The organism is Flindersiella endophytica (assembly GCF_054779015.1).
In genome coordinates this window covers 675,251-694,865 of the sequence record NZ_BAAGYY010000023.1, presented here as the reverse complement: position 1 = coordinate 694,865, position 19,615 = coordinate 675,251, and the positions used below count along the sequence as shown (strand labels likewise).

The window sequence follows — 19,615 nt, the reverse complement described above, 5'->3', positions numbered from 1 at the left end:
AGAGAAAATTTACAACTGATGTAAAAACGCCGTGAGTGTAAGCTACCCCACATGCACGATCTCGGCCTGCGGGAACGAAAGAAGCTACGCACTCGTCGCGCCCTGGTCGAGGCCGCTCTCAAGCTGTTCATGACCAAGGGCTACGACCAGACCACCGTCGCCGAGATCGCGGCCGGGGCCGACGTCGCCACCAAGACGTTCTTCAACTACTTCCCAGGCAAGGACGACGTTCTGTTCGCCGACGCCCAGGACCGGATCGACGTGGTGCTGCGCACGATCAGCGAACGAGCCGACGACGACACCGTGCTCGACGTCATGCTCCGTGCGTCCGAGCGGCTGATGGACCTGGCCGCCACCTACGGCCCGCACATCTCCTCGGAGATGGCCGCGGCCCGGGTGCAGCTGGTGATGAACGAGCCCGCATTGCAGTCCAGGGCGCTCATCGTGATGTTCAGCAGCCAGAAGCAGCTCGCGACCGCGCTGCACAAGGCGTTTCCCGATGACCTCGACGAGATCTCCGCGGCAGCCGTCGTCGGAGGCTGGATGGGTGCGGCGCAGGCGGCGACGCTGGCCGCGCTCGAACGCGGCGACCGGCTGCCCGAGGTCTGGACCACGGTCAGGGAGGCGCTCCTCGTCGCGGCGAGATACGTGAGCGCCGCCCTACGGAGTGAGCCACGGAGCTGAGCGTCCACGTGCCTGCCACGGCGCCTCTTTCGTGCCGGATTCGCCGCGGCCGGTGGCCGTGGCCTTGACACGTCCGGCGCGAGTTAGGTTAACCTAACTGCGAGCGCAGTACTTAGGTAAGGCTTGCCTGAATAAGCCCGCGCTCACCAAGAACGGACGTGCCTCGTACAGGAGGTGGGCATCGCCGTGCCCGGAGTCCGCCGGCTATGGCGCGTAGCACCCACCGACGACCCGCATCGGAGAGGACGACTTGTGACCAGCAGGTCCCACCTGCTCAACGATCAGACCGTGGAGCGTTACCAGCGCTGGATCACCGCCGCGGTCGATCGGGTGGCCACCAGGCTGGCCACCGCTGATCGGCCGTTCACCGGCATCGCGCCGGGGGAGCTCGCGCCGGAGATCGACGCCATCGACCTGGACGTGCCGCTGGGCGACCCGGAGGCCGCGCTCGACGAGCTCGAAGCGGTCTACCTGCGGGATGCGGTCTACTTCCACCACCCGCGCTACGTCGCACATCTCAACTGCCCGGTCGTGATTCCGGCAGTGGTCGGCGAGGCGGTGCTGTCCGCGGTCAACTCCTCGCTCGACACCTGGGACCAGTCCGCGGGCGGGACGCTGATCGAGCGGCGGCTGATCGAGTGGACGGCCGAGCGGCTGGGCTTCGGCGCCGCGGCCGACGGCGTGTTCACCAGCGGCGGCACGCAGTCGAACCTGCAAGCGCTGCTGATGGCACGCGACGAGACCTGCCGGCTGGTGGAGAAGCAGGCGCCGTTTCGCCTGCGCAAGGCGGAGATCCTGCCGCGGTTACGCGTGCTGACGTCCGCGAGCGGGCACTTCAGCGTCACCAAGGCCGCCACGTTGCTCGGCCTCGGCGAAGACTCGGTGATCTCGATTCCCTGCGACCACACCAGGCGGATGCAGACCGTCGCGCTGGCGCGGGAGCTCGAACGCTGCCACGACGAAGGCCTGGTGCCGATGGCCGTCGTCGCCACGGCGGGGACGACCGACTTCGGCAGCATCGATCCGCTGCCGGAGATCGCCGAGCTGTGCCAGGCCGCCGGCGTCTGGCTGCACGTGGACGCGGCGTACGGATGTGGGCTGCTGGTCTCACGCCGTCGCGAGCTGCTGGCCGGCATCGAGCACGCCGACTCGGTCACGATCGACTACCACAAGTCGTTCTTCCAGCCGGTGAGCTCGAGTGCGGTGGTCGTACGGGACCGGGCGATGCTCGGGCACGTGACGTACCACGCCGAATATCTCAATCCTGCTTACTCCGTCGAACAGAGCATCCCCAACCAGGTCGACAAGAGCCTGCAGACCACGCGCCGGTTCGACGCGCTGAAGCTGTGGCTGACGTTGCGCGTGATGGGTGCCGACGCCGTGGGCGAGCTGTTCGACGAGGTGATCGACCGCGCGGCATCGGTGTGGCGGTTACTGGACGCCGACGCGCGGTTCGACGTCGTGGTGGAGCCGCAGCTGTCGACGCTGGTCTTTCGTTACGTCGCGCCCGATGTGACGGGTGTCAACCAGGCATTGCTCGATCGGGCGAACCTGCACGCACGGGCGGCACTGTCGGCGTCGGGCGAGGCGGTGGTGGCGGGAACGGTCGTCGACGGGCGGCGCTATCTGAAGTTCACGCTGCTCAACCCGCGGACGACCATCGCGGATCTCGCAGAGGTGCTCGACCTGCTCGCCGGACATGCCGAAGACTACCTCGGAGGCAGCCTTGCCCAGGTCTCCTGACGCCAACGGACCGAACGAGGTCCACGACTTCGTAGCGATCGGGCTCGGTCCGTTCAACCTCGGCCTGGCCTGCCTGACCGAGCCGATCGCGGACCTCACGGGCGTCTTCCTGGAGAGCAAGCCCGACTTCGACTGGCACCCGGGGATGCTGCTCGACAGCGCGACACTGCAGACGCCGTTCCTGGCCGACCTGGTGACGCTGGCCGATCCGACGTCGCCGTACTCGTTCCTCAACTATCTCAAGGAATCCGGGCGGATCTACTCGTTCTACATCCGTGAGAGCTTCTTCCCGTTGCGGAGCGAGTACGTCGACTACTGCCGCTGGGCGGCGGCCCGGCTGCCGTCGATCCGGTTCAACCGGCACGTGACGTCGGTGGAGTACGACCCGGCCGCCGAGCTCTACGTGGTGTACGCCGACGACCTGGTATCGGGTGAGCAGGAGACCTTCAGGGGCAGGCGGCTGGTGCTCGGCACGGGCACGCCGCCGCACGTTCCGTCGGCTTGTCGTGGGCTCGGCGGTGATGTTGTGCACAGCTCGCGTTATCTCTCGGCGAAGGCCGCACTGCGGGCCAAGCGGAGCATCACGGTCGTCGGAAGCGGCCAGAGCGCCGCCGAGATCTACTTCGACCTGCTGCAGGACCGCTCGCGGTGCGGCTACGAGCTGACCTGGGTGACTCGTTCCCCGCGGTTCTTTCCCTTGGAGTACACGAAGCTGACGCTGGAGATGACATCGCCGGAGTACTCCGACTACTTCTTCGGCCTGCCGGCGGCGACGCGCGAGCAGCTCAACACGTCTCAGAAGGGGTTGTACAAGGGCATCAACACCGAACTGGTCAACGACATCTTCGACCTGCTGTACCGGGAGAACCTGCGCGGCCCGTGCCCGACCCGGCTGCTGACCAACACCGCCGTGCGTTCCGCTTCCTACGACCTCGCGAGCGACACCTACACGCTGGGGCTCCGGCAGGAGGAGCAGGGTGTCGACCTCTCCCTTGCCACGCAGGGACTGGTGCTCGCGACCGGCTACTCGTATGAGGTGCCGGCGTTCCTGACGCCGATCAGCGACCGTCTCCGATGGGACGAGGCGGGGCGGTTCGCGGTGCAGCGCAACTACAGCGTCGACGTGACCGGACGGGACGTGTTCGTGCAGAACGCCGAGCTGCACACGCACGGGTTCGTGGCGCCCGACCTGGGGATGGCGGCGTACCGCAACTCCTATCTGATCCGGGAGCTGCTCGGCCGCGAGCACTATCCGATCGAGAAGGCCATCGCGTTCCAGACCTTCGGGGCGGTGGCGGTGTGAGCTTCGACTTCTCCTTCCGGTCGGTCGACCCAGTGGGCGACGCGGAGCTGTTGCACGGGTGGGTGACGCATCCGAAGTGTGCCTACTGGCTGATGCAGGACGCGTCGCTCGCCGACGTCATCGAGGAGTACCAGGAGATCGCTCGCAAGACCGGGCACGACGCGTTGCTCGGGCTGGATCGGGGGCGGGCGAGCTTCCTGGTCGAACGTTACGACCCGGCCGAGGAGCTGGGCGACCACTACGCGGCCGAGGCCGGCGACGTCGGCATGCACTTCCTGGTGCCGCCGACGACCGAGCCTGTGCACGGCTTCACCCGGGCGGTGATCGTCGCGGTGATGGAGCTGCTGTTCTCCGATCCGGCGACCCGGCGGGTGGTCGTCGAACCGGATGTCCGTAACACGGCGGTGCACGCGCTCAACGCGTACGTCGGATTCGGGGTGCTCGGTCCGGTGCGGCTGCCGCACAAGCAGGCCCTGCTCAGCGTCTGCACGCGTGAGCAGTTCGAGAACGCCCGAGCGACTGGAGGAGTGCGCCTGTGAGTCATCCCGGTACCGTCGTCGACCATCTGACCCCGGAACGCTGGGAGCTCGCCAACCGGCTGCTGGTGCGCAAGGCGCTGGCGGAGTTCGCGCACGAGCGGCTGATCGAACCGTCGCCGCTTGGGCGCGGCCGCTTCGTCGTCCGCAGCGACGACGGCTCGGTGGAGTACACGTTCGAAGCGCGCGTACTCTCCTTGCTGCACTGGCAGATCGACGCCGGCAGCATCACGCGCCGGCGCTCCGGTGTGGAGTTGCCGTTGGACGCGCTCGAGCTGGTCCTCGAGTTGCGCGGGGCGTTGTCGCTCAACGACAGCGTGCTGCCGGTCTACCTCGAGGAGATCAGCAGCACGCTGGCCGGCAGTGCGTACAAGCTCGCGCAGCCGCCGGTACGCGCGGCCGAGCTGGCCGCGGCGCCGTTCCAGACGGTGGAGTCGGGCATGACCGAGGGGCATCCGTGCTTCGTCGCCAACAACGGGCGGCTGGGGTTCGCGGCGCCGGAGTACCACTCGTACGCGCCGGAGGCCGGGCAGCCGATTCGCCTGCTGTGGCTGGCGGCCCGGCGGTCGGTGTCGACGTTCACCTGCTCCGGCGACCTGACGTACGACGAGCTGGTGCACACCGAGCTGGACCGTTCGGCGCTCGACCGGTTCGCTCCTGTGCTGTCGGCGGCAGGCTTGTCGCTGGATGACGTGCACCTGTTCCCCGTGCATCCGTGGCAGTGGGAGAACAAGCTCGCGGTGACGTTCGCGGCCGAGGTGGCTGCGCGCAACCTGGTGTGCCTGGGCTGGTCGGACGACGAGTACCTGCCGCAGCAGTCGATTCGTACGTTCTTCAACGTCAGCACGCCTTCGCGGCACTACGTCAAGACGGCGTTGTCGGTGTTGAACATGGGCTTCGTGCGCGGCCTGTCGGCGGCGTACATGAAGGGCACGCCGGCCATCAACGACTGGCTGGCCGACCTGATCGCGGGCGACGAGGTGCTGAAGCAGACCGGCGTCTCGATCCTGCGGGAGCGGGCCGCGATCGGCTATCACAACACGTACTACGAACAGGCAGCGGTCAAGGGCTCGCCGTACCTGACGATGCTGGCCGCGCTGTGGCGGGAGAGCCCGGTGCCGCGGCTCTCGCCTGGGGAGCGCCTGGCCACGATGGCGTCGCTGCTGCACGTCGACCGCTTCGGCGACTCGGTGGTTTCCGCTCACATCGCGCGGTCGGAGCTGCCCGCGGCGGAGTGGCTGCGCCGGTATCTGGACGCGTACCTGAAACCGTTGCTGCACTGCTTCTACGCCTACGACCTGGTCTTCATGCCGCACGGCGAGAACGTCATCCTCGTGCTCGACGAGGCCGGCGTGGCGCAACGCGTCGTGCTGAAGGACATCGCGGAGGAGATCGGCGTGCTGAACGACCGCCCGCTGCCGCCGGACGTCGAGCGGGTCCGGGCCGAGGCGCCGGAGGAGCTGAAGATCCTCTCCATCTTCACCGACGTGTTCGACTGCTTCTTCCGCTTCCTGGCCGGAATCCTGGACGCTGACGGCGTTCTGCCCGAGCAGGCGTTCTGGGCAACGGTCGCCTCCTGCATCGAGGACTATCAGCGGTCGGTGCCCGAGCTGACGCCGCGGTTCGAGCAGTACGACCTGTTCGCGCCGGAGTTCGCCCACTCGTGCCTGAACCGCCTGCAGCTGCGCGACAACCAGAAGATGGTCGACTTCGACAACCCGGACGTCGGAAGCACGCTGCAGTTCGCCGGCACGCAGCACAACCCCATCGCCGCCTACTCGGGATCGTCGACGCGGCCCAGCAGAGCCGCCACCTTGTAGCGGCTCGCGCCTCCCAGCGTCGTGACGGCGTTGGCCAGCTGGCCGACCGCTTCCTCGATCTGGCGCCTGGCGTTGTTTCGTTGCGTCGTGACGACGGCAAGGAGCAGGGCGGTCAGCGACATCGATCCGTTGAAGGTCTGCAGCGTCACCATGTTGACCAGATCGCTGTGGTCGCTGAACGGCCCGTAATGACCGGCCGCCGCGAAGATCGCGACCAGCGAGACGATCAGCGCGCACGGTGCCGACCCGGCCAGCTGGAAGCGGATCGCGGCCCACACCAGGAACGGGAAGACGAGGTACAGCAGGTGGTACGACGCCCCGCTCGCGAGCACGGCCGCGGTGAACGTTCCGGCGGCCAGCGTGCCGAACTCGAGCCATCGGATCGGCGGGACGTCCTTCGGCGGCTTGGCGTTTCGCGCGAGGAGGAGCAGTGGCGCGATGATGAGGACGCCCATGGCGTCTCCCGCCCACCAGATCCACCAGGTGGTCCAGAAGTCCGCCGGCTCCAGCGTGCCCCTCAACAGCAGGACCGCGCTGCCGAGGCTGGCGCTGACCAGCATGCCGGCGAACGCGCCGAGGAACACCAGTGCGAGCCCGTCGCGGAAGCGGTCCAGCTCGATCCGGAACCGCGCGCGACGGAGCAGGACGTACGCCGTCAGCGGTGCCAGCGTGTTGCCGATGGCGATCGCCGCCGCCGCGAGGACGTTGGGGTCGACCAGTTCGTTGGCGAAGAACGCTCCGATCGCGATGCCCGGAATCGTGCGAAACCCGAGCATAAGCAGGCAGACCAGCGCGATTCCGGTTGGCGGCCACAGCGGCGAGACCTGGTGGTTGACCAGCGCCAACTGGAGGCCCAGCTCGGCGGAAAGGAAGTAGGCAACCGCCACGGCGGCGATCTGGATGGCTACGAGAAACTGCGGTCGTAGCCGGGTGCTTCGTGTCACAACTCATAGTAGGACCGCACAGCCCGTAATTCCGGCGCTGGCCAAAACGCGGGTCCACCCGCGTAGCGGGCCGAAAACAGTTCGCCCGGTCCGGTGCGGCTAGGGCAGTCTGCTGCGGTGACAGTCGCTCGGTTGCACGCGTACGGCAAGACGGTCGGCATGTCGGCCGCCTCCGCGATCGGTGACAGCCGGCTGCTGCTGGCCGACGCCGGCCTGCGGATCGTACGTGTGCTCGTCCTGCTGGCGATCTGGCACACCCTGGTCGGGCCGGGGGAGGTCGTCGGCGGGTTCACGCTGCCCGCTCTGCTCGCGTACACGCTGATCGCCGAGGTGTTCGCCGAGCAGCTCCTCACCAAGTCCGACCTGGACAGCTGGCTGTGGGAAGGCACGATCACCAGCCGGCTGCTCTATCCCATGAGCCTCGTCGGGCAGCTGTTCGCCAACCTGTTCGGCAGCTGGGTGTTCGGCTTCTGCGCCGTCTCGTTGCCGGTGCTGCTGCTCTCGCCGCTGCTCGGCGTCGACCCGTCGCCGGCGTCGCTCGGCGCGGCGCTGCTGTTCGTTCCCAGCCTGGCCCTGTCGGTGACGATCGGGCTCGCGTTCGACGTGATCCTCGGTGCGCTGACCGCCACCTACGGACTCGCGATCTGGCTGGTCGAGATGCTGCGCACGGCGATTCTTGGCGTGCTTTCCGGTGCGCTGCTGCCGCTGGCGATTCTGCCGTGGGGCTTGGGGAAGATCTTCGACTGGTTGCCGTTCGCGTCGATGGCGTCGGCGCCGTTACGCATCTATACCGGCATCGGCGGCGTACGCGAACTGTTCCTGCAGGCCGGCTGGGCGATCCTGCTGTGGTTGCTCGCTGCCTGGCTGTGGCGGCGTTGCCGGGAAAGGCTGGTCGGCTATGGCGGCTAGAACCCAGGTTCCGGACGGAGTCCGTCAGCTGTTCCGGATGTGGCGGCTGTACGCCGGCATGGACCTGCTCTGGATCGCGCGCGGAGTCCGCGATGCCCTGCTCTGGATCCTCGCGGGTCTCCTGACTCGGCTGGCGGGCATCACGACGACGCTGCTGCTCGCCGAACGGTTCGGCGGAATCGGGCAGTGGTCGAAGGCGCAGATCCTCTTCATGCTCGCCTACGCGATGGTCGTCGGAAGCGTGCTCGACATGCTGTTCGGCTACAACCTCAAGATGATCAGCCGCCGGATCGGCCGCGGCCAGCTCGACCACATGCTGGTGGCGCCGCAGCCGCTGTGGCGGCAGTTCGTGACCGAGGGTTTCATGCCGGCCTCACAGCCGTGGGAAGTGCTCGTTGCCACCGGGCTGATGGTTTGGGCCGGGTCGCTACTGTCGTTGGCGGTCACTCCCGGCTGGATGGTCGTGCTCCTCGTCAACCTGCTCGCGTCCGCCGTGATCGTGCTGTCCCTGCAAATCGCGTGGGGAAGCCTCGCGTTCTGGGCGCCGCGGGCGGCCGAGGAGATCAACTCCTCGACCAACCGGATGGCGGCGCAGCTCGGCAACCTGCCGCTCGACAACGTTCCGCGGCTGCTGCTCGGTGGACTGCTGACCGCCGTACCGGTGGGGTTCGTGGCGTGGCTGCCGTCGCGCGCGGTCGTGGGAGTTTCGCCCCTGTTTCCGGGCGGTTTGTTCGCCCCGCTCGCCGCGCCGCTGTTCCTGGCGGCGGCCGTTTTCGTCTTCAGGAAAGGACTGCAGCACTATGTCCGGGTCGGATCTGGGCGCTACTCCTCATTCGGACACCGTCGTTGAGCTTTCCGGCGTCTGGAAGCGGTACCGGCAACGCCAGCGCTCCGAGCGCCTGCGCGACGCGTTGGTCAACCTCATCAGGTCGCGCGACACGTTGGTGACGGCGCTCGATGGCGTGTCGCTGTCGGTCCGGCGCGGCGAGATCGTCGCCTATGCGGGAGCCAACGGCGCGGGCAAGAGCACGACGATCAAGCTGCTCTCGGGCCTGTTGTCACCGGACGCGGGAACGGTCCGGGTCTTCGGCATGGATCCGGTCCGCCAGCGCGTGCCGTACGTCCGGCGGATCGGCGTCGTCTTCGGCCAGCGCACCGACCTGTGGTGGGACCACCCGATCGCCGCCACGTTCGAGTGGAAACGGGTGGTGTGGGAGATCCCGCGGGAGCGCTACGACCGGATGCTGGGGTACGTCAAGGAGCTGCTGGGCCTGGACGAGTTCTTCCAGACGCTGGCGCGCGAGCTCAGCCTGGGCCAGCGGATGCGGGCCGACCTCGGGCTGGCGCTGATGCACGAGCCCGAGCTGCTCTTGCTGGACGAGCCGACGCTGGGGCTGGACGTCCTGGCGAAGCGGCGGATGCTGCAGAGCATCCTCGACATCAACGCCAACCGTTCGTTGACGGTGCTCGTGACGAGCCACGACATGCCGGACCTGGAACAGCTGGCGTCGCGGGTGGTCATGCTGCACAAGGGGTCGATCGCCTTCGACGGCGCCTTCCGCGAGCTCCGCTCCACCCTCGGCGACCGCCGGCGGCTGCTGCTGCAGACGTCGGAGGACGTGGCGGCGCCCTCGCTCACCGGAGCCGGCCTGGTGTCCAGCCAAGCGGGCCGCCACGAGTACGCCTTCGACGCGGCCGGGACGCCGATCGCCGACCTACTTGCGCAGGCCGGCGAACGCGTCCAGATCCTCGACGTCGAAACCCACCGCGAACCGATCGACGACGTAGTGGCCGACATCTACGAGCACTGGCAGCGCCGCCCCGCCGACGACCCTGCCGCTCGCTGAGGTGTCGATCCCTGACCGTGCCGGGAGTCCGGTGAGCGCGTGCCGGCGAACGGCACAGTGTCGCCACGCTGTAGGAGCTGGTGAAGCGGGACTCTGGTGACGGCCGGGCACGAGCTCGGCGAAAGCTGCCGCCGTCGGGTCAGAGGTGGTCGGCGGCGGCGACGACCTTGAGGATCGCCTCTGCCACACCGCGGGTGAAGTTCTCGTCGCCCAGGAGGTAGGTCTGCGCGAGCCACATGGTGTCGCGCGCGACGGTGTCGGCGTTGGGGCAGGGGAACTCCGGGTAGGGCTGGCCGAGTCGCTCGGCGATCGCCTTGGACTCGCGGAGCAAGGCCTCGTTGCGGTGCAGCGGGATGTAGCCGCTCGCCGCGTTCACGCCTTCGGCCTTGAGCGCCTGCAGCGCCGCCGCGCGGCGGTCGCCCTCGGCGAGGGCCGGAACCCGCAGCAGGAACAGGTGGCGGCCGTGCGCGGTCACCGCGTCGTCCTCGGGCGCGAGCAGGATGTCGCCGGACTTGCCGAGCAGTTCGGTGAGCAACCGCGCGTTGCGCTCGCGCAGCGCCTGCAGCTCCTCGTGCCGGCCGAGCCCGGTCCGCAGCAGAGCCGCCTGGAACTCCGTCAGCCGCAGGTTGTAGCCGACCATCTCGTGCTGGTACCAGCCGCCGCCCGGCACGCGCCCGACGTTCACCAGTCCGTAGAGCGCCGCCGCGAACGCTTCGTCGTCGGTCACGACGGCGCCGCCCTCGCCGGCCGTGATGTTCTTGCTGGACTGGAAGCTGAACGTTCCGGCCGTACCGATCGCGCCGACGGCCCGGCCGCGGTACGCCGCGCCCGCGGCCTGCGCGCTGTCCTCGATCACGGGCAGCCCGCCGGCCCGCCGGATGATCTCGTCCAGGTCGGCCGGCCGCCCGGCCAGGTGGACCGGGATCACGGCCTTGGTGCGTTCGGTGATCGCGGCTTCCATCGCGGCCGGATCGAGCAGGTGCGTACGCGGGTCGACGTCGGCGAAGACCGGCACCGCGCCGACGAACAGCGCGGCCGACGCCGTCGCGATGAACGTGTACGGCGGAACGATCACCTCGTCACCGATCCCGGCCCCGGCCGCCCGCAGCGCGGCGGCGATCGCGAGCGTGCCGTTGCTGACGCAGATGGCGTACCCCGCCTGCTGGACGGCCGCGAACTCGCGCTCGAACGTCGCGACGACATCACCGCTCGTGCTTCCCCAGTGCCCGGAGCGCAGGACGTCGAGCAGCGCCTTCTCCTCGGCACTGTCGTGGACCGGCCATTGCGGAACCGGCGCCGTCAGCGCCGCCGGGCCACCGTTGATCGCAAGCTCGGATGACATCGAGGCCTCACGTTCTCTCGCTGTTGTTAATTTCGGTCGTCCAGATTAGTAGATAAGGCTAGTAAGAAACCGCCGAAGAGTCGATACTGTTCGGGAGGAGCTTCGAAACGGAGGACCGATGCCGGACCAAGGCACACTCGCCGTCGACGGCGGCACGCCGATCAGGACGCGCCCATTCCCCAACGTCTCCGGGCCGGAAGGCCGCACGCTGGGCGACGAGGAGATCGCCGCGCTCGAGCGGGTGATCCGCAGCGGCCAGCTGAACTGCACGGTCGGAGGGGAGACCAAGGCGTTCGAGGCGGAGTTCGCGGCCTACTACGGCGTCGCGCACGTGGTCGCGTCCAGTTCCGGCACGTCGGCCCTGCATCTCGCGGTCGCGGCCGTCAACCCGGAGCCCGGCGACGAGATCATCACGACCGGCCTGTCCGACGCGGGCACCGTGCTGCCGATCCTCGCCCAGAACGCCGTCCCCGTCTTCGCCGACGTCGATCCGGCCACCGGCAACCTCGACGTGGAGTCCGTACGCTCGCGGATCACCCCACGGACCCGCGCGATCATCGCGGTCCACCTGTTCGGCCAGCCGGCGCCGGTCGCGGAGCTGCGCGCGCTCGCCGACGAGCACGGCCTGATCCTGATCGAGGACTGCGCGCAGGCCTACCTCACGCGCTGCGCACCCGACGGCGCGCTCGCCGGAACGGTCGGCCATCTCGGCTGCTTCAGCCTGCAGCAGTCCAAGCACATCACGGCCGGGGACGGCGGCCTGACGATCAGCAACGACGCCGCGCTGGCCCGGCGCGCGCGACTGTTCGCCGACAAGGCCTGGCCGCGCGACACCAACGAGCGCACGCACCTGTTCTTCGGGCTCAACTACCGCATGACCGAGCTCCAGGCAGCGGTCGCGCGCGAGCAGCTGAAGAAGCTGGCGTGGGTCGTCGACGCCCGCCGCAAGGCCGCCGAGCCGCTGACCGCCGCGATCGGCGAGCTGCCCGGACTGTCGGCCGGGCTCTCGGAGGGCGCGGTCTACTGGCTCTATCCGGTCTTCGTCGACGCCGCGCTCGCGGGCGCCGACGCGCATCAGTACGCCAGGGCGCTTGCCGCGGAAGGCGTTCCGGCCAACGGCGGCTACATCCAGCGCCCGCTCTACCTCACGCCGGTCCTCGCCGACCGCCGTACGTACGGAGAGTCGGGCTACCCACTGCTGTCGCCGCCCGCCTCCACCGAACCCTCGTACGTGAAGGGCATCTGCCCGCACACCGAGGCGCTGATCGACGAGCGCCTGTTCGTGATCGGCTGGAACGAGCACTACACCGAGGACGACACAGCCGACATCGCGGCAGCGCTGCGCAAGGTGCACAGCGCGTTCACGCCACCGCCGACAGGTTCAGCGCGCGCAGTCTAGAGGGCGCGGGAGATGGCCTGGCGGAGCACCGGTTCGGCTTCGGGGGAGAGCGGGGCCGGCATCGCGAAGTAGTACGGCGCTTCGGCCGGCTCGTAGCCGCCCTCGGACAGGTGGCGAGCCGTGACGAGGTAGCCCGTCATACCGCCGGTGTAGCCCAGGGGCAGGGCCGTTCCAGCCGACTCGGCCTTGACCTGGGTGCCGTACGCACTGACCGGTTCGCCGGACATCCCGAGCAGGGTGAGGTTTTCGGCCAGTCGTAAACGGGAGAAGCGGACGGGCACGGTTGGGGTGAGGCGGTCGGGGTTGGCGAGCAGCAGCCGGGCCCACTCACCAGTCACTCCGGGCGTGTCCGCCTTCTCCCGCAAGTCGCCCTTGCCGGGCACGGCGGCGACCGGCAGCTCCACGTCCCAGGCCTCGGCAGCGACCCGGGGTGCCCCGACGGAGGCGAAGCCGTCGGCCAGTGCACGGTCGACCGCGTCGGCCAACCGGGTGCCGAACGCGTTCACCACCGGCTGGTCGCCCTCGGCGTAGACACCGTCGGTGTACAGGTCGGGGTTGATGTCGCCGCAGCAGCCCTGGGCGTACACCGCCAGCGCGCCCGGGTGACGCTGCTCCAGCAGGTCCATCGCAGCGCCGGCGAAGTCGGACGTGACCGCGTTGCCATGATGGACGACGGGATGGCAGGCGTAGTGGACGAGCAACGCCTCCGTCCGATCCTCGGAGACCGAACGGAACCGCAGGACCGTTACCTCGTTGGTGATCGGCGTCTCGGGCACGGCGCCGCGGGTTCGGGCAGAGCGGCGGTCGACACCGAGCTCGGCCAACCCCGCTGTCCGTTCCAGCCAGACCTCACGCAAGGACCCGAGCGCTCGCCCGGCACTGGCTTCGGCGGCACCGCACAGCTGCTCGATGAACGCGTCGTCCGGCTCGCCGAGCGAGGGTACGAAGCGGTACGACACCTGCGGCCCGGAGTGGTTGTGGGTCGCGTGCAGGAACACGGCGTCCTGGTGCAGCCCGAACCGCGAAGCCACGCGCGCGCGTACACGAGCCGCGACATCGGTGCCCCACCACAGCAGGTCGGCCGAGAGCAGAACGGCCCGCGTCGAGCCGGAGCCGAACGCCAGCGTCCGCAGGCGCAACGGTGCCAGCACGGACGAGGCCTTTCCGAGCTCCGCGCGGGCCGCGAAGCCCGCGAGCGGAACCGGCAACGCCGGTGTGATGTCGACGCGATCCCTGCCCAGTAACAGGATCCGGCCGCTCACCGCGCCAAGGTCCAGGCCGCGTCCCCGGCGGGGATGTCGGCGGTCAGCTCGACGAACTCACGGCCGTGCCGCACGACGGTCGCGACCGAACCATTGCCGTCCACCAGGCGCGGAAGCGCGGTCAGTGCCGGCAGTGACAGCAGGAGCGCCGCGCCCTCGACCGCCCGGTCCGACGTCGTGCGAACGACCCATCCGTCGGCGCCGGGAACGATGCTGAGCGACACGCCACGGCGAAGCCGTTCCCAGCTGTTGATCTGCCCGGCCGTCCACCACGGCAGGCCGCGCCGGCGAGCCTCGTCGGCCAGTGCGAGGCAGGCCTTCCGCGTCGGCGGCCGCAGGTGCAGGTGCGGTCCGTGGAACAGGAAGTGCGCGACGCCGTGCTGCGCGATCGCGCCGTCCAGGATCACGTCTCGGATGCTCTCGTGCCCGGCCCAGGCCAGATCCTGTGTGTGCAAAGGAAGATTGAGGACGTTGAGGTAACGGTTGTGCTCCGACGCCTCCGCGATCGGGAACGACACGTGCGCGGTGCCGAACGTGAAGCCGACCGAGCCCTGCTTGCTCGGACCGCGCGACTCGTCGATCTCGATGCCGAGCCGCTCGCACCAGTGGTAGAACTCCGTCCAGTTCTCCCAGCGGGTGTAGTGGTTCTTGTTCGAGACGATCCGCTCGACGCCCGTGACGGCCTGGGCCCAGGCGTACTGCGCGCGGATCTGCGGCCAGCCCCACTGCGCGATGTCGGCGTCGTGCATGGCGTTGTAGTGCAGGGCGTGCTCGTGCCCGGCGGCGGTGATCGCGCGGTAGATCTCCGGGTCGTAACCGCCTGGGAAGACCTGGCACCAGGTCACGTTCACCTCCGCCTCGGCGAAGGTGTCAAGGGCTGCTTGTCCGTGCTCGGTGACGTTGCCGTCGGAGTCGTGCGACATGTGCGCCACGGCGTCCACGCCGCTCGGCCAGTAGTGCAGCCACGGCAGCGCGACGCCGACTTGCTCGGCGGCCCACCAGAGCCCTTGGACGAAAAGTGAGCGCCACCAGTCGGCGTGCGGCTGGTCGAACATCGGAACGGCCGACGGCGGCGGGTAGACGTGCTCGAACGGCTCGGTGAGCTCGGGCTCGCCCGGCGGCAGCGCGCGGTCGGCCTCGAACGACAACGCCATGCCGTCCTCGCACTTGAGGATGTCGTCGTCGATCGGGGCGGTGCCGTCGAGCGCAGGCTTGCCGTCCTCCGTAACGGAGTAGCCCTGCTGGATCCGGACGATGCTCTGCCACACGTCGGCGCCGAACAGCAGCGCGATGCCGTCGCCGCTGCGCCGGGCGGTGATCGCCGGCGAGCCGTCGTCCCACGTCGCCAGGACGTCGGTCGCATCGTCGGAGGTGGTGAGCCGGGCGCCGCCCACTGCATGGAGGGCGACGCCCGGCACGTGTGTCCAGGCCGCGGCCTGGGTGAAGGTGACGTGCCCGTGGTCGACCGGCTCGCCGGCGGCGGCGCCCAGCAGGTCGCCCAGCGATCCGGGTCCGCCGGCCACGACCACCGCGCCACCCGCGGCGACGAACTCCTCGACCCGCGTCCGCGCGGGCTCTGTGAGCTCGGGCGCGCGCGCGAAGACCAGCACGCCAACGCCGTCGAGCTCGGTCGTGGCGTCGACCGCGGCCAGCTTGCGGTAGGGCAGCCGGAGATGGTCGAGCACCTCGGTGGCATACAGCCACCACGCGTCGGCCGCGCGCGCGTGCGCCGCACTGGCCGCCTGCTCCTCCAGAACCACCGCGACGGTATGACCTGCTGGCACCGGCTGACTCCCTCGCACGAATTATTCGTTGTCCGAAACTTACATTAAGGCAAGCCCTAATGGATGCAAAGTGGCTGTCCCGTGCTGGCCGAGCGCGAAGTCACGCGCCGCCTGAGGTGTCGGACCGAGCAGCGCGTGGGCTGTCGCGGTGGTCAGCCGCTGCTGGCTCGACTCCCTGACGCCGCCTGTCGCAGGTCAGTGTGGCTGAGCAGCTGCCGGGGTCAGCTGGGCGCTGGGCCGAGCAGTGAGTCGGCCATTGCGGTGGCCAGCCACTGCTCGTACCGGTCCCAGCTCCACCCTCGGCGGTTGACCAGGCGATCGGTCACTTCGGGCGAGGTCAGCGCCCACACCACGTCGGCCCCTGTCGAGGGGTCGAGGCCAGGGCGTAGACCGAAGCGTTCCGCGACGTGGTCGACGACCCACTTGGTGCCGGTCGCGTGCTCCGACTCGATCGTCTTGGCGAAGTGGCGCAGGTCGGGATCGCCGCCGCCGACCTGTGCCAGCAGGATCGTGACCAGCGGAAGGAGCCGCTCGTGGAGTACACGGCCCATCCGCGCGTACGCCGCCAGGCACGCCCGCCCGTCGGATGCCTCGAAGACTGCCCGGGTGATTGGCCGATCGGCCATCGAGATCGGCTCGTCGTCGCCGGCGAGGGTGACATCGTAGGTCGTCTTGAGCAGTGCGGCCTTGCCGCCGATCAGGTTGTAGATGGTCTGCACGCTGACGCCAGCCGCCTCCGCGACTCCGTTGAGCGTGGTGCCGACGTAGCCGCGTTCGATGAACAGCCGGCTTGCCGCGTCGAGGATCCGCCTGCGCGTGTCGGCGGTGTGCTCGTCGCGCAGGGACATGGAGTACGGGCGGCTGTCGGTCAACGGCTCTCCTTGACATTGGCTAGAACGCGATTAAAACTAATTGAACGCGGTTCTATCCTATCCGCGATGACGTACGCGGATCAGGCCGGCAGAACCGTCTGAGGGGGACGTTCCATGGAGGCCGTACTCGAGCGGTCGTCCGCACTAGCTGTCCTGCACGCAGCGGTCGCCGACGCGGTGGCTGGCAACGGCAGGGTCGTGCTGGTCAGCGGCGAGGCCGGGATCGGGAAGACCAGCCTGCTGCGCGCATTCCGCGCCGAGCAAACGGCGGACGTACGCGTGCTGTGGGGCGCCTGCGACGACCTGCTGACCGCGCGAACGCTGGGCCCGCTCCGCGATGCCGCGGCCGGCACGTCGGGCCCGCTGGCCGAGGCGCTCGCCTCGGCCTGCGCCGACGAGGTCTTCGACGCGGCACTCTCCGAGTTCGCCGAGCCGGGTACGCAGCGCCGGCTCACCACCGTGCTGGTGGTCGAGGACCTGCACTGGCCGACGACGCCACGCTCGACGTCCTCGGCTACCTCGCCCGCCGGATCGGCGGCGGGCCCGGCGGCCGGCCCGGCGTCCTGATCGGCACCATCCGCGACGGCGGCGCACCGGCCGGCCATCCGCTCTGGCGCTGGCTCGGCACGCTGACCGGTCCGCACGTACGACGCCTGCCGCTGCGGCCGCTCTCCCGGCCGGCGGTCGGACAGTTGGCGGAAGGCACCGGCTGGGATCCCGCCGGCCTGCACGCGCTGACCGGCGGCAACCCGTTCTTCGTCACCGAGGTGCTGGCCGCGGCCCCGGGCGAGGTGCCCGTCAGCGTGGCCGATGCCGTCCTCACCCGGGTACGGAAGCTCGGCGACGGCTGCCAGCGTGCGCTCGCGCAACTCGCCGTCGTACCCGGCACCGTGGAGTTCGGCCTGGCTGAAACGCTGCTGGCCGGCGAGCTGGAGCTGCTGACCGAGGCCGAGGAGCACGGCATCCTGCAGGTCGCCGCCGGCGGCGTGGCGTTCCGGCACGAGCTGGCGCGGCAGGCGATCGAGCAGGGCACACCGCTGCTCCGCCGCCGCGCGCTGCACCACAACGTTCTCACCGCGCTGCGCGCCGGCCCGGCTCCCGACCTCGCACGCCTTGTCCACCACGCGGCCCAGGCCGGCGACGCCGAGACCGTACTGGAGTTCGCGGTCCGGGCCGGCCGCGAGTCGGCCGCCGCGGGATCGCACCGGCAGGCGCTCGCGCACTTCGAGGCCGCCGTCCACCACGCCGACCGGCTCGATCCGCCGCACCGTGCGGCACTGCTGGACGACTACGCCTGGGAGCTGCACAACGCTCATCGGTTCGGCGAGGCGCTACACGCCAGTGAGCAGGCGGTCGCGCTCTACTCCGAGCTGCCCGAGCCGCTGGCGCTGGGCGAGTCGCGCGTCCGGCTGTCCCGGCTCTACTACCTGGCCGGCGACACCGAACATGCCGAGACCGTCGCCCGGGCCGCGGTCGAGGTGGTCGAGCCGGCCGGCTCACCGGAGGTGACGGCGTACGCAACCGCCTACCACGCGGCGATCCTCGCGTTGAGCGGCGACCCGCGCGCCGACGAAACGCTGCGCCGGGCGGCCGGTCTCGCCGCCGGCTGCGGCCGCGTCGACCTCACCGAGCTGTGCCTGAACTACCAGGCCCAGGCCCAGCCCGGGCTCGCCGCCGGCGAACGGGTCGGGTTGCTGCGGCAGAGCCTGGCGCTCGCGCTGGAGCACGGGCACTACGAGCACGCTGCGCGCGGCTACACCAACCTGGGCGAGCTGCTCTACCGGTACGGCCGGTTCGCCGAGCTGGAGCAGTGCCTCGCCGCCGGGCTGACGTTCACCCGCGAGCGCGGCTTCTGGTCGCACACGTACAACCTCGAGGTCCACCACAACCTGCTGCGGCTGCGCCGGGGCGACTGGACCGGCGCGGGCGAGGGGTTCGCCGGCCTGGTCGAACGCGCCGAGGACTCCGGCATGTTGCGGGTCTACGCCGAGCCGCACCATGCCCGGCTGCTGGCCCGGCGCGGCGAGCCCGGCGCCGCGGCGCTGGTGCAGGCTGCCTGGCAGCGAGCTTGCGGCCAGGGCTCTTTGCCGGGGCTGGGATTTGCGGCTACCGCATTCATGGAGTGGGCGTGGCTGCAGGACCGGCCCGACCTGGCCGAGGCCCTGCTGGAGCAGTGGAAGCAGTACGCCGGCCGGCCCGGCATCGAGCCGGTGACCGCCGAGCTGTCGCGCTACGCCGCGCGGGCCGGCGTGCTCGTGGCAGCCGACTCCGGGCTGCCGGAGCCGTGGCTGGCGGGCATTCGGGGCGACTGGCGGGCCGCCGTACGCGGCTGGGAGGCGGCCGGCGATCCGTACGAGCGGGCGCTCGAGCTCGCCGCCTCCGGCGAGGTGGACCAGACGATGGAGGCGCTGTCCGTACTCGACGACCTCGGCGCGGTGGAGGTCGCCCGGCGGGCACGGCGGCGGCTGAAAGGCCTTGGCGTACGGGCGGTTCCGCGCCGCCCGGTGGCGGCGACGCGGGCGCATCCGGCGGGGTTGACCGCGCGGCAGGCCGACGTCCTGGACCTGGTGGCGGCCGGACTGACCAACGCCGAGATCGCCGACCGGCTGGTGGTCTCCGTTCGTACCGTCGACCATCACGTCTCGACGATCCTCGGCAAGCTCGGCGTCTCGTCCCGCCGCGAGGCCGGCCGGCTCGCGCTGACGTACGCATAGGCAGCCGGGCAGCCCCGACATAGGCAGCTCTCACCGATGTCGAGGACCGGCCGGAGGCCGTGTACTTGAGCGGTCAGAGAAACACCGACCGAACAAGGGGGAGGGCATCGAGATGGGTGCACCGAACATTCTGATCAAGCTCGACGGCAACACGATCATGGCCGCCGGCATCGAGCGGATGGCGATTCCGGAAGGCGGCCCGCACGTCCGCGAGGCGGCGATCCAGGTGCCGGCGAAGTTCACCGAACGCCCGACCGTGACCGCCACGGTCTCGCCGCGGAGCGGCCCGGCGATCGCGGGCACCGTCTTCGGGGTCTTCGCCATCAAGGTGGTCGACCTCGGCAAGAACGGCGGCACGCAGATCGACATCCAGGCGGCGAACGTGCAGACCAGCCAGCCCGTCGAGGGCGAGTTCGGCTGCGACTACGTGATCGTCGGCAAGGTCGCTTAGGAACT

Annotated in this window: 17 protein-coding genes; 12 read left to right on the top strand and 5 right to left on the bottom strand. The window is 69.7% G+C overall.

Annotation, left to right across the window (positions count from 1 at the left end; translation table 11 throughout):
* Positions 1 to 51 precede the first annotated feature (51 nt).
* From ACYVF6_RS27570 to ACYVF6_RS27550, 5 genes are all read left to right on the top strand, one after another.
* Positions 52 to 684: a TetR/AcrR family transcriptional regulator gene (locus tag ACYVF6_RS27570; protein ID WP_460525472.1), complete on the top strand. Its 633-nt coding sequence runs from the start codon at positions 52 to 54 to the stop codon at positions 682 to 684.
* A 252-nt stretch (positions 685 to 936) separates the two neighbouring features.
* Positions 937 to 2,427, top strand: a complete 1,491-nt coding sequence (locus tag ACYVF6_RS27565) for a pyridoxal phosphate-dependent decarboxylase family protein (RefSeq protein ID WP_460525470.1) — start codon at positions 937 to 939, stop codon at positions 2,425 to 2,427.
* The gene (locus ACYVF6_RS27560) at positions 2,411 to 3,730 is read left to right on the top strand and encodes a lysine N(6)-hydroxylase/L-ornithine N(5)-oxygenase family protein (protein WP_460525469.1); all 1,320 of its coding nucleotides are present in this window, start codon (positions 2,411 to 2,413) and stop codon (positions 3,728 to 3,730) included. The genes ACYVF6_RS27565 and ACYVF6_RS27560 overlap by 17 nt, the downstream gene beginning before the upstream one ends.
* On the top strand, positions 3,727 to 4,269 hold the full coding sequence (locus ACYVF6_RS27555; protein ID WP_460525468.1) for a GNAT family N-acetyltransferase: 543 nt from the start codon (positions 3,727 to 3,729) through the stop codon (positions 4,267 to 4,269). The genes ACYVF6_RS27560 and ACYVF6_RS27555 overlap by 4 nt, the downstream gene beginning before the upstream one ends.
* Positions 4,266 to 6,086, top strand: a complete 1,821-nt coding sequence (locus ACYVF6_RS27550) for an IucA/IucC family protein (RefSeq protein WP_460525467.1) — start codon at positions 4,266 to 4,268, stop codon at positions 6,084 to 6,086. The genes ACYVF6_RS27555 and ACYVF6_RS27550 overlap by 4 nt, the downstream gene beginning before the upstream one ends.
* On the opposite strand, the gene ACYVF6_RS27545 is transcribed toward ACYVF6_RS27550, so the two are convergent.
* Positions 6,041 to 7,030, bottom strand: coding sequence for an MASE1 domain-containing protein (locus tag ACYVF6_RS27545; RefSeq protein WP_460525466.1), 990 nt, complete (start codon positions 7,028 to 7,030; stop codon positions 6,041 to 6,043). The genes ACYVF6_RS27550 and ACYVF6_RS27545 overlap by 46 nt on opposite strands.
* Before the next feature lie 117 nt (positions 7,031 to 7,147).
* Between ACYVF6_RS27545 and ACYVF6_RS27540 the strand changes: the two genes are divergently transcribed.
* From ACYVF6_RS27540 to ACYVF6_RS27530, 3 genes are read left to right on the top strand one after another with little or no spacing between them, the layout of a single operon-like run.
* Positions 7,148 to 7,939, top strand: coding sequence for a hypothetical protein (locus ACYVF6_RS27540; protein ID WP_460525465.1), 792 nt, complete (start codon positions 7,148 to 7,150; stop codon positions 7,937 to 7,939).
* A complete protein-coding gene (locus ACYVF6_RS27535; RefSeq protein WP_460525463.1) occupies positions 7,929 to 8,789 on the top strand; it encodes an ABC-2 transporter permease in 861 nt (286 codons plus the stop codon). Before ACYVF6_RS27540 ends, ACYVF6_RS27535 begins: the two co-directional genes overlap by 11 nt.
* Positions 8,740 to 9,786 (top strand): ABC transporter ATP-binding protein, encoded by a 1,047-nt coding sequence (locus ACYVF6_RS27530; RefSeq protein ID WP_460525462.1) that lies wholly within the window; start codon positions 8,740 to 8,742, stop codon positions 9,784 to 9,786. The genes ACYVF6_RS27535 and ACYVF6_RS27530 overlap by 50 nt, the downstream gene beginning before the upstream one ends.
* A gap of 139 nt (positions 9,787 to 9,925) precedes the next feature.
* On the opposite strand, the gene ACYVF6_RS27525 is transcribed toward ACYVF6_RS27530, so the two are convergent.
* The gene (locus ACYVF6_RS27525; RefSeq protein ID WP_460525461.1) at positions 9,926 to 11,128 is read right to left on the bottom strand and encodes a DegT/DnrJ/EryC1/StrS family aminotransferase; all 1,203 of its coding nucleotides are present in this window, start codon (positions 11,126 to 11,128) and stop codon (positions 9,926 to 9,928) included.
* A gap of 118 nt (positions 11,129 to 11,246) precedes the next feature.
* On the opposite strand from ACYVF6_RS27525, the gene ACYVF6_RS27520 reads away from it, so the two are divergent.
* A complete protein-coding gene (locus ACYVF6_RS27520; protein ID WP_460525460.1) occupies positions 11,247 to 12,527 on the top strand; it encodes a DegT/DnrJ/EryC1/StrS family aminotransferase in 1,281 nt (426 codons plus the stop codon).
* Here the strand turns inward: ACYVF6_RS27520 and ACYVF6_RS27515 are convergent.
* The 3 genes from ACYVF6_RS27515 to ACYVF6_RS27505 all read right to left on the bottom strand — a co-directional run bounded on the left by ACYVF6_RS27515 (position 12,524) and on the right by ACYVF6_RS27505 (position 16,445).
* Complete coding sequence (locus ACYVF6_RS27515; protein WP_460525459.1) at positions 12,524 to 13,789, bottom strand: neutral/alkaline non-lysosomal ceramidase N-terminal domain-containing protein; 1,266 nt, start codon at positions 13,787 to 13,789, stop codon at positions 12,524 to 12,526. The two genes, ACYVF6_RS27520 and ACYVF6_RS27515, sit on opposite strands and share 4 nt — an antisense overlap.
* Positions 13,786 to 15,573 carry a hypothetical protein gene (locus tag ACYVF6_RS27510; protein ID WP_460525458.1) on the bottom strand — a complete coding sequence of 596 codons (1,788 nt, stop codon included), beginning with the start codon at positions 15,571 to 15,573 and terminating at the stop codon, positions 13,786 to 13,788. Before ACYVF6_RS27510 ends, ACYVF6_RS27515 begins: the two co-directional genes overlap by 4 nt.
* Before the next feature lie 221 nt (positions 15,574 to 15,794).
* Positions 15,795 to 16,445: a TetR/AcrR family transcriptional regulator gene (locus ACYVF6_RS27505; RefSeq protein ID WP_460525457.1), complete on the bottom strand. Its 651-nt coding sequence runs from the start codon at positions 16,443 to 16,445 to the stop codon at positions 15,795 to 15,797.
* A 114-nt stretch (positions 16,446 to 16,559) separates the two neighbouring features.
* Here ACYVF6_RS27505 and ACYVF6_RS27500 point away from each other — a divergent pair, with 114 nt between their 5' ends.
* From ACYVF6_RS27500 to ACYVF6_RS27490, 3 genes are all read left to right on the top strand, one after another.
* Complete coding sequence (locus ACYVF6_RS27500; RefSeq protein ID WP_460525456.1) at positions 16,560 to 17,012, top strand: ATP-binding protein; 453 nt, start codon at positions 16,560 to 16,562, stop codon at positions 17,010 to 17,012.
* A 125-nt stretch (positions 17,013 to 17,137) separates the two neighbouring features.
* Positions 17,138 to 19,159 carry a helix-turn-helix transcriptional regulator gene (locus ACYVF6_RS27495; RefSeq protein ID WP_460525455.1) on the top strand — a complete coding sequence of 674 codons (2,022 nt, stop codon included), beginning with the start codon at positions 17,138 to 17,140 and terminating at the stop codon, positions 19,157 to 19,159.
* A 112-nt stretch (positions 19,160 to 19,271) separates the two neighbouring features.
* On the top strand, positions 19,272 to 19,610 hold the full coding sequence (locus ACYVF6_RS27490; protein ID WP_460525454.1) for a hypothetical protein: 339 nt from the start codon (positions 19,272 to 19,274) through the stop codon (positions 19,608 to 19,610).
* Positions 19,611 to 19,615 lie beyond the last annotated feature (5 nt).

Bases quoted from the DNA above. Each gene is read 5' to 3' on its own strand.
- ACYVF6_RS27570 (WP_460525472.1), top strand. From the start codon at position 52: ATGCACGATCTCGGCCTGCGGGAACGAAAGAAGCTACGCACTCGTCGC.
- ACYVF6_RS27500 (WP_460525456.1), top strand. From the start codon at position 16,560: ATGGAGGCCGTACTCGAGCGGTCGTCCGCACTAGCTGTCCTGCACGCA.
- ACYVF6_RS27490 (WP_460525454.1), top strand. From the start codon at position 19,272: ATGGGTGCACCGAACATTCTGATCAAGCTCGACGGCAACACGATCATG.
- ACYVF6_RS27530 (WP_460525462.1), top strand. From the start codon at position 8,740: ATGTCCGGGTCGGATCTGGGCGCTACTCCTCATTCGGACACCGTCGTT.
- ACYVF6_RS27525 (WP_460525461.1), bottom strand. From the start codon at position 11,128: ATGTCATCCGAGCTTGCGATCAACGGTGGCCCGGCGGCGCTGACGGCG.
- ACYVF6_RS27535 (WP_460525463.1), top strand. From the start codon at position 7,929: ATGGCGGCTAGAACCCAGGTTCCGGACGGAGTCCGTCAGCTGTTCCGG.
- ACYVF6_RS27520 (WP_460525460.1), top strand. From the start codon at position 11,247: ATGCCGGACCAAGGCACACTCGCCGTCGACGGCGGCACGCCGATCAGG.